Source organism: Arthrobacter sp. Cr_A7 (assembly GCF_029222765.1).
Taxonomy (GTDB): Bacteria; Actinomycetota; Actinomycetes; order Actinomycetales; family Micrococcaceae; genus Arthrobacter.
Genome location: NZ_JARHXQ010000006.1, coordinates 22,372 through 30,554 on the forward strand (window position 1 = coordinate 22,372; position 8,183 = coordinate 30,554).

Consider the following 8,183-nt stretch of genomic DNA (forward strand, 5'->3'; position numbering starts at 1 on the left):
GGTGAATTAGATTGCTCGCTTCCTCAGCCGCCGGCGCTCACGCTCGGACAGGCCTCCCCAAATGCCGAACCGTTCGTCATTGGCCAGCGCGTATTCTAGGCATTGCGACCGGACGTTGCAGGCACCGCACACCTTTTTGGCATCGCGGGTGGAGCCGCCCTTCTCCGGGAAGAAGGCCTCCGGGTCCGTCTGGGCGCACAAAGCGTCAGTTTGCCAGCCGAGTTCGCCTTCGTCGTCGAAGTCCTGTTGGAAGGGCAGTCCGATCCACACAGGCTGGGCCGTGCCGGGCGCAGCCAGCTCCATGGGCGGGTCGAGGTCGTCTTCAAGGTCCCCGCCGCCTTCAAGGAGGGCCTCATGCGCGGCAAGGAATGCCGTGGCCTGGTCCTCAAGGATGCCGCTGGCATTCCGGTTGTACCGCTCCGCAGCTTCAGGATCAGCAGGATCCACGTACCAATCGCTCGGCACCCCCCGTGCACGGTATTTTGCCGTTGCCTGGCCGGCCACGACGGCATCTGCCTGGATACGCTCTGCTTGCCCCACGGCGACCCTCCTGATGTTGCAGCCTCTGCCTGGATACGTGGGCACTCGGTTGTGTGCCGGTATTTGCGCAGTCGCTTTAGATACCTAATTACACGTGTGTAACTAGGGCGAGTCAAGCTGCGGCCGGGATAATAATCACTGAAGTTCCCCAACGCCGCGTACGCCACGCCCGGGAATTTTCCTCCGCAGGCCGCCAAGCGGCGGCACCATAGGCCTGGGCGGCAAATTTGCCCGAAAAACCCCCGCCACTGGCGGGAAGTTACCCGGATTCAGCATAAATAGCAAGCACGCTTAGCATCGCGTGTGATAAACATCACTCCCGCTGCCGTGCTCCATAGCCTGTGGAGAAACCGGATGACCCGCCGCCGGACCGGTGGCAGGATGGTGCCATGACTACTCCTGCGCTCGATCTGATGGCCAGCCTTCGTTCAGGGAACTCAACGTCGCCGCGCCTTACCTGGTACGGCCCGGATGCGGAACGGGTGGAGCTCTCCGGACGGGTCCTGGACAACTGGGTGGCCAAGACCAGCAATCTGCTGCAGGACGAACTGGACGCAGCCCCCGGAATGCGGCTTCGCCTCGAGCTGCCTGCACATTGGAAGGCAATGGTGTGGGCACTTGCCAGCTGGCAAGTCGGCCTTGAAACCGTGTTGGAGGGAGGCCCTGCGGACTTCCTGGTCGCGGCAGATCCGGAATCAGTGGACGGCAGGTACGACGCCGTCATCGCCGTCGCGCTTCCTGCTCTCGCCATGCGCTGGCCGGGGGAGCTTCCTGCGGGTTGCATCGACTACGCTGCGGAAGTGCGCTCCCACGGTGACGTCTTCATGGCACATGCAGACGCGGACCCTGCTGTATCCGCACTCGTGGACCGGAAGGGCCGCGGGCACCTCCACCGTGATCTGCTCGACGATTTCGCCGTTGACCACGATGAGGGCGTGCGGCTCCATATACCTGCCGGCACCGGTCTTGAGGCAGCACTGGCGAACGCGCTCGGAGCGTGGAAGCAGGGCGGCTCCGTGGTCCTCACGCATCCTGACGTGGAGCTGACGGACAAGCTGCTGGCCGCCGAGCGTATCCACGGCAACTAGTTTTCCCGTCCTGCCTGGCTTTACGCCACCGGCCTGCCTGAGCCGGAGAGGCCGGCTATGGCTGGGCGGGACCTTCGGAGGAGGCTTCGCGTTCCGCCGCCGCCACGTGCTCCTTGGGCTGGTGGTGGAGCTCGATAAGTTCATGGTCGTGCGAGAACTCGGGTTCCTGGTCCAGTTCTTCATTAAAGACCCAGAAGCGGTATGCAAAGAACCGGAAAATGGTTCCCAGGACGAGTCCCACAACGCTTCCCGCAATGAAGAGTGACGGCTTGTCGTTGAGGTCCAGCACGTACTTCGCAAACCAGACGCACCCGGAGGCAATCAGAAGCCCCACCAGGTTCATCACGGCGAAGAGCACGGCTTCGCGCACCACGTTGGCCTGTTTGCGGTGCCTGAACGTCCAGTAGCGGTTGGCTACCCAGGAGAAGATGCTGGCCACGATGGTGGCAACGGCCTTGGCCCAGACCTCGCTACCGTGCATCGGCCCCGTGAAAAGCCAGATGTAAACCGCGGAGTCGATGACGAACGCCACACCGCCGACAGCTCCGAATTTGGCCACTTCACGCCAAAAAAGCGAGGCCAGTCCCCGAATACGATCTGCAAGTGTGCTAAACATGACCCTCCATGGCCGTATGATCTGTGGGCCACGTGGCCAAAGGCCTATTTTAGCCCCCAAAACTCTGCCCCAGCCTCCCTTGGACCGTCCCGGGATGCCCCCTTCACCTTAATTTGCCTCCTTCGGAGCGGCCGAAAGCCGGGATACCGGACGGTCTTCGGTAGGCTGGCCCATGTGACTTTTCCAGTAATAGGTGTGGTTGGCGGCGGCCAGCTTGCGCGAATGATGGCCCCAGCCGCAACAGCACTCGGTTTCGAACTCCGTGTCCTTGTTGAAGGGGACGACGTTTCGGCGGTTTCGGCCGTGTCCACGTCGCCCGTTGGCGACTATAAGGATCTGCAGACGCTGCTTGACTTCTCAGAAGGCCTGGACGTGATGACCTTTGATCACGAGCACGTGCCCACTGAACACCTCCGGGCCCTGCAGGCGGCCGGCGTCAACGTCCAGCCCGGTCCGGACGCGCTGGTGAATGCGCAGGACAAGCTGGTGATGCGCGCCGCCGTAGACCGGCTTGAACTTCCCAACCCCGCCTGGGCGTCCGTGGACGACGTTGCCGCCCTGGTCAGTTTCGGTGACAAAACGGGCTGGCCAGTGATACTGAAGATGCCGCGCGGCGGTTACGACGGCAAGGGCGTACGGGTCGTAGGGTCCGCCGAAGAGGCCGCCGGGACGGAAGAGTGGTTTGCGGCCATGAGTCCGCTCCTGGCCGAGGCAAAGGTTGACTTCACGCGGGAGCTGTCCGCACTCGTGGCAAGGACACCCGACGGGGAGGCCCGCGCCTGGCCCGTGGTGCATACGATCCAGGTGGACGGTGTGTGTGACGAAGTGATCGCTCCGGCCCTGGACATCCCCGTTGAGGTTGCGGCGGCAGCAGAAGATGCCGCCCTCCGGATAGCCGGCGAACTGGGAGTCACCGGCGTCCTGGCCGTGGAACTTTTCGAGACTCCCGGCGTGGGGGCAGGGTTTCTCATCAATGAACTCGCCATGCGCCCGCACAACACCGGGCACTGGACCCAGGACGGAGCGGTGACGAGCCAGTTCGAGCAGCACCTTCGCGCTGTCCTGAACCTGCCCCTCGGTGCCACTGATGCCCTGGCCCCCGTGACCGTCATGAAGAACTTCCTCGGCGGAGAAAACCAGGACCTGTACTCAGCATTTCCGCTGGCACTCGCGAGTGAGCCCGCGGCCAAAGTCCACTGCTACGGCAAATCCGTCCGTCCGGGCCGGAAAATTGGCCACGTGAACCTGGTGGGCACGTCCACGGCGGACGTTGATTCGGTCCGGCGCCGTGCCACGAGGGTGGCAAGCATCATCCGCGACGGGCGGGCAGCGGCGGAAGAGACGCCACAAACTTTCGAGGAGAACGCATGAGCGCCCCAGCAACGCCTGCCGCGGGTCCAGCGGCGAACCCCCTGGTGGGCCTGGTCATGGGCTCCGACTCCGACTGGCCGGTCATGGAAGCCGCAGCGGACGCCCTGGCCGAATTCGGGATTCCGTTTGAAGCAGACGTGGTCTCCGCGCACAGGATGCCCACCGAGATGATCCGCTACGGGCAAACGGCCCACGAACGCGGACTCCGCGTGATCATCGCCGGGGCCGGCGGCGCCGCGCACCTGCCGGGCATGCTGGCGAGCGTCACTCCCCTGCCGGTGATCGGCGTGCCTGTGCCGCTGAAGACACTGGACGGCATGGACTCCCTGCTGTCGATCGTCCAGATGCCGGCCGGCGTCCCCGTTGCGACGGTTTCCATCGCCGGCGCGCGCAACGCCGGACTTCTGGCTGTCCGCATGCTTGCCGCGGGAACCGATGAGCTCGCAGCTTCGCTGCGCACCGACCTTCTCGACTTTGCCGCCGACCTCAACGCTGTAGCCTCCCGCAAGGGGGCAAACCTCCGGCAGAAAGTCAGCGAGGTCTTCGCCGACGGCAACAGCTCCTTCCGGGGCAGCCGTTAGGACCGCCGGCATGTCCAGCAGCAAAGTTCCGCAGTCCGCCTCGGACACGGCCCTGACGGACCCGGTACGTTACCCGGTCAGCGCTTCCCCTCCCGTCCGCACAAAACGTGCCTTCGTGCTGGTCCTGCTGACCCTCCTCGTCCCCGGCAGCGCGCAACTCGTGGCGGGCGACCGCAGGCTGGGCCGGGCAGCACTGCGCGTGACGCTCTGCGTCTGGGCACTCCTGGTGCTGGCCTTGCTTCTGCTCATCGTCAACCGGACCGCGCTGGTCAGCATCATCACCAACCCCTTCGCATCGCTGGCCATCGTCATCGTGCTGGTGGCTCTCGCGGCCGGCTGGGCTGTCCTGTTCATCAACACCCTGCGGCTCATCCGCCCGGTGCTGCTGGCGCCGCCGGCGCGGCCCGCCGTCGGCATTGCCTTGGTGGTGGCACTGGTGCTGGGCAGCGGGTCGCTCGGCTACGCGGCATACCTGCTCAACGTCAGCCGCAACGCCATCGGCAGTATCTTCTCCTCGGGACCAGCGATCGACCCGGTGGACGGACGCTACAACTTCCTGATGATGGGAGGCGACGCCGGTGACGACCGCACCGGCCGGCGGCCGGACAGCCTCTCCGTGCTGAGCGTCGACGCCGAAACCGGCCAGACGGCCATCATCTCGGTACCCCGCAACCTGCAGAACGCGCAGTTCAGTGAGGGCTCCCCCATGCGGGCCATTTACCCGGAGGGCTACGACTGCGGCGACGAGTGCTTGATCAACGCCATCAACACCGAGGTAACCAACGAGTACGCAGACCTTTACCCCGGAGTGGCCGATCCAGGCGCCCAGGCGACTTTGGAGGCCGTGTCCGGAACGCTGGGGCTCACCGTCCAGGCATACGTCCTGGTGGACATGGAGGGCTTCTCCACGCTCATCGACGCCATGGGAGGCATCAGGATCAAGGCGGGCGGCTGGGTTCCCATGAGCGGTTATTTCGACGAATTCAGCAGGACCTACGGGATGCCGCTGGGATGGATCCCCGCCGGTGAGCAAACACTCAACGGCAACCAGGCACTCTGGTACGGCCGGTCCCGCGAGTACGTTGACGACTACGCCCGCATCCAGCGCCAGCAATGCGTGCAGCAGGCCATGCTGAAGCAGCTGGACCCTGCCACGCTCCTGTCGAAGTTCGAGGACATCGTCAACGCGGGGACCCAGGTGGTGGAATCCAACATTTCCTCAACGCAGTTGGGCAGCTTCGTGGACCTCGCCATCAAGGCGAGAGGCCAGGACGTCAAGCGGCTGACCATCGGCCCGCCGGACTTCGACGCATCATTCTCCACGGTCCCGGACTTTGACCAGATCCACGTGCGCGTGGACGAACTTCTGGCTTCTGCATCATCCGCGCAGTCGCTGGGAACCCCTGACGATGCAATTGCTGTGCCCGCCGCCGGCGGCGGACCGGTGCAGGCTGCAGGAGCCTACGCTCCTACTGCCTCCCTGCTGGCCGGCGGAAGCCTGCCGCAGCAGCCCACGCCGTCGGACTTCATCCCAGTGACCACCACACCCGACGGCGAGCCGATCACCGAAGAACTGCTGAACCAGCTCAAGCGCGAGGGTAACGAGCAGGCCATCGCCGGGCTCGTGGCCACCAATGGCCAGTGCGCCGCGCTCTAGCCCCCCTGCATACGAAAGAAACGGAACCGGTTTTGTACGAGATTGAAAACGTCCTCCGGGATTACGCCTGGGGTTCGACAACGGCGATTGCATCGCTCCTGGGACGCCCGGAATCCGGTGGGCCCGAAGCCGAACTGTGGATCGGGGCGCACACTGATTCGCCATCCGTGGCGCATGTCCCGGAAGACGGCACCGCCACTCCCCTCGATGCCTTGATCGCCAGCGATCCGGAGCATTTCCTCGGCACCGAATCAGTAGCCCGCTTTGGGCCGCGGCTGCCGTTCCTGGCGAAAATCCTGGCCGCAGCCCAGCCGCTGTCCCTCCAGGTGCATCCCAGCCTGGAGCAGGCACGTGCCGGGTTTGCCCGGGAGAACGCGGAAGGTGTGGCGGCGGATGCACCACACCGGAACTACCGCGATGATAACCACAAGCCGGAAATGATCTTCGCGCTGACCCCGTTCGAAGCCCTGTGCGGGTTCCGCCCGCCGGCGGAAACCCGGGAGCTCCTGCTGCACGTCGCCTCAGCTTGTGAATCAGTGGAAGCGCAGCCGCCTGCCGTTATCACGGCCCTGCTGGGTGACCTCGACGACGGCGACGAAGGTGCCGGCCTGCGGAAGGCGTTTGAACGCCTCATCACGGGCGGAGAAGCCGTGGCGGAAGCCACCACCCAGGTGGTGGCGGCGCTGCTGTCCCGGGGATCGCTGGCACCCTACGAAGCAGAGCTGGGAACGGCCATCAGCCTGAACGAGAAGTACCCGGGCGATCCCGGTGTGCTCATCTCCCTGCTCTTGAACCGGATCTCGCTGCAGCCGGGCGAGTCCGTCTACCTGCCCGCGGGAAACGTCCACGCCTACCTGCACGGGCTGGGCGTGGAGGTCATGGCGTCCTCGGACAACGTCCTGCGCGGCGGGCTGACGCCCAAGTTCGTGGATGTCCCCGAACTGCTGCGCACCATCGACTTCCACCCCGTGGCCGTGCCGATGCTCAATGCCGAAAAGACCGTACTGGACCAGGAGCTCTACCGGCCGCCGTTCGAGGAATTCCAGCTGCAGCGGATCGAGCTCGGGCCGAATGATGGCCCCGTCCCGCTGGCGCAGTCCGGGGCCGCCGTGGTCATCGTCGTGGCGGGCGACGTCTACCTGGACTCACCCAAGGGCGACCTGCAGCTTTCACGGGGCGGCAGCGCATTCCTCGCCGCCGCCGAGGCCCCCGTCAACGTCCACCCTGTCGCCGGGAGCACGGAGCCGGCACTGGCGTTTGCGGTGACTACCGGCCTTTAGCCGCGCCGAAGCACCAGACGCGCGCGCCCGGCCGCAGTTTTGACGAGCCGGCGCGCCGTCTGGAGGCCCTTCCGTGCCAGCGGCATGGCCTTTGAGTACGCCGGGTAGAACGGGGACAGCGGCTTTTCCCACGTTCCCAGGAGCATGTTTTCGTGCTTGGCGAACTGCTTCTTGAAGTCCGAAATACCGTCGTTGAGCAGGCCGTTGAAGTCGTACCGGGAGCATCCGTCTTCCCGCATGGACTGCAGCGCCGCCCATTTGACCCCGTAGTTCACGCGCTGCTTCTGCCCCTCGGCGGAGACGCCGCCGTAGAGCTCGAAGGCGGTGGAGCCGCTGCGGGCCAGCCAGACGAACGCCAGCATCTGCTCTCCGTCGAATGCTCCGATGATGGGTGAACCATCTCCCATGTTCCGGAAAATGTCCCGGTAGTACTGGTCCTCGTGGATACCGAAACCGGCGCGTTCCGCCGTTTCGTGGTAGATCGCGAGCACCTGCTCCAGCTCGGATTCGTTCTTGACCTTACGGAACTCCACGTCGCTGCGCATTGCCTTACGGATATTGGCGCGGGTGGACTTGGACATCTCCGCCATCAGTTCGTCATCGGACCTGCGCAGGTCCAGGATGAGCGTCCGCGGGATCAGGACCGTGTTGGTGGACTCCCGGAAACCGGCTTCGGACACCGCGGCCGCGTAGGGCGAGTCCTTGTCCCAGTCCGGTTCAATGCTCAGGGCCACGCCGCGGTGGCGGGCGGCGGCATGGTCTGCAAGGCTGCTGAGGACGGCGGGAGCGTCCTCCACCGAACACATCGGCCCCCTGGGGATGTAGACCAATGCCCGGAACGGGACAGGAAGCCGCCGGATCAGCAGCTGGGCACAGCCGATCGTGTTGTCGCCGTCGTTCAGGAGCACGCGGTCCACGGACCAGCCGTGCATCGCCTTGGTCTCGCCCCAGCCCCAGAGCTGTTGCGGGTGCCCCTGGAACCGGTCGACGTATTCGTCCCAAAGGGCGCGGTCAGTACAGGGCACAACAGCTGGAATCATGGCTTAAACC

8 protein-coding genes are annotated in these 8,183 nt (G+C 65.0%); 5 read left to right on the forward strand and 3 right to left on the reverse strand.

Annotated features, from left to right (window positions below; translation table 11 throughout):
• Positions 1 to 6 precede the first annotated feature (6 nt).
• Positions 7 to 540, reverse strand: coding sequence for a WhiB family transcriptional regulator (locus P2Q66_RS00380; protein WP_275724712.1), 534 nt, complete (start codon positions 538 to 540; stop codon positions 7 to 9).
• Positions 541 to 929: 389 nt separating this feature from the next.
• On the opposite strand from P2Q66_RS00380, the gene P2Q66_RS00385 reads away from it, so the two are divergent.
• Positions 930 to 1,628 carry a TIGR03089 family protein gene (locus tag P2Q66_RS00385; RefSeq protein ID WP_275724714.1) on the forward strand — a complete coding sequence of 233 codons (699 nt, stop codon included), beginning with the start codon at positions 930 to 932 and terminating at the stop codon, positions 1,626 to 1,628.
• A 55-nt stretch (positions 1,629 to 1,683) separates the two neighbouring features.
• On the opposite strand, the gene P2Q66_RS00390 is transcribed toward P2Q66_RS00385, so the two are convergent.
• Positions 1,684 to 2,244: a GtrA family protein gene (locus tag P2Q66_RS00390; protein ID WP_275724715.1), complete on the reverse strand. Its 561-nt coding sequence runs from the start codon at positions 2,242 to 2,244 to the stop codon at positions 1,684 to 1,686.
• 174 nt (positions 2,245 to 2,418) lie between these two features.
• Here P2Q66_RS00390 and P2Q66_RS00395 point away from each other — a divergent pair, with 174 nt between their 5' ends.
• The 4 genes from P2Q66_RS00395 to manA are packed head-to-tail and all read left to right on the forward strand — an operon-like array spanning position 2,419 to position 7,133.
• Complete coding sequence (locus tag P2Q66_RS00395) at positions 2,419 to 3,615, forward strand: 5-(carboxyamino)imidazole ribonucleotide synthase (protein WP_079595680.1); 1,197 nt, start codon at positions 2,419 to 2,421, stop codon at positions 3,613 to 3,615.
• Complete coding sequence (purE, locus tag P2Q66_RS00400) at positions 3,612 to 4,196, forward strand: 5-(carboxyamino)imidazole ribonucleotide mutase (RefSeq protein WP_079595681.1); 585 nt, start codon at positions 3,612 to 3,614, stop codon at positions 4,194 to 4,196. The genes P2Q66_RS00395 and purE overlap by 4 nt, the downstream gene beginning before the upstream one ends.
• A 10-nt stretch (positions 4,197 to 4,206) precedes the next feature.
• Positions 4,207 to 5,853 carry an LCP family protein gene (locus P2Q66_RS00405; RefSeq protein WP_275724718.1) on the forward strand — a complete coding sequence of 549 codons (1,647 nt, stop codon included), beginning with the start codon at positions 4,207 to 4,209 and terminating at the stop codon, positions 5,851 to 5,853.
• A 32-nt stretch (positions 5,854 to 5,885) separates the two neighbouring features.
• Entirely contained in the window at positions 5,886 to 7,133 is a 1,248-nt protein-coding gene (gene manA / locus P2Q66_RS00410) for a mannose-6-phosphate isomerase, class I (RefSeq protein WP_275724719.1), read from the forward strand.
• Here manA and P2Q66_RS00415 read toward each other — a convergent pair.
• Positions 7,130 to 8,158: a peptidoglycan bridge formation glycyltransferase FemA/FemB family protein gene (locus P2Q66_RS00415; RefSeq protein ID WP_275724720.1), complete on the reverse strand. Its 1,029-nt coding sequence runs from the start codon at positions 8,156 to 8,158 to the stop codon at positions 7,130 to 7,132. The two genes, manA and P2Q66_RS00415, sit on opposite strands and share 4 nt — an antisense overlap.
• Positions 8,159 to 8,183 lie beyond the last annotated feature (25 nt).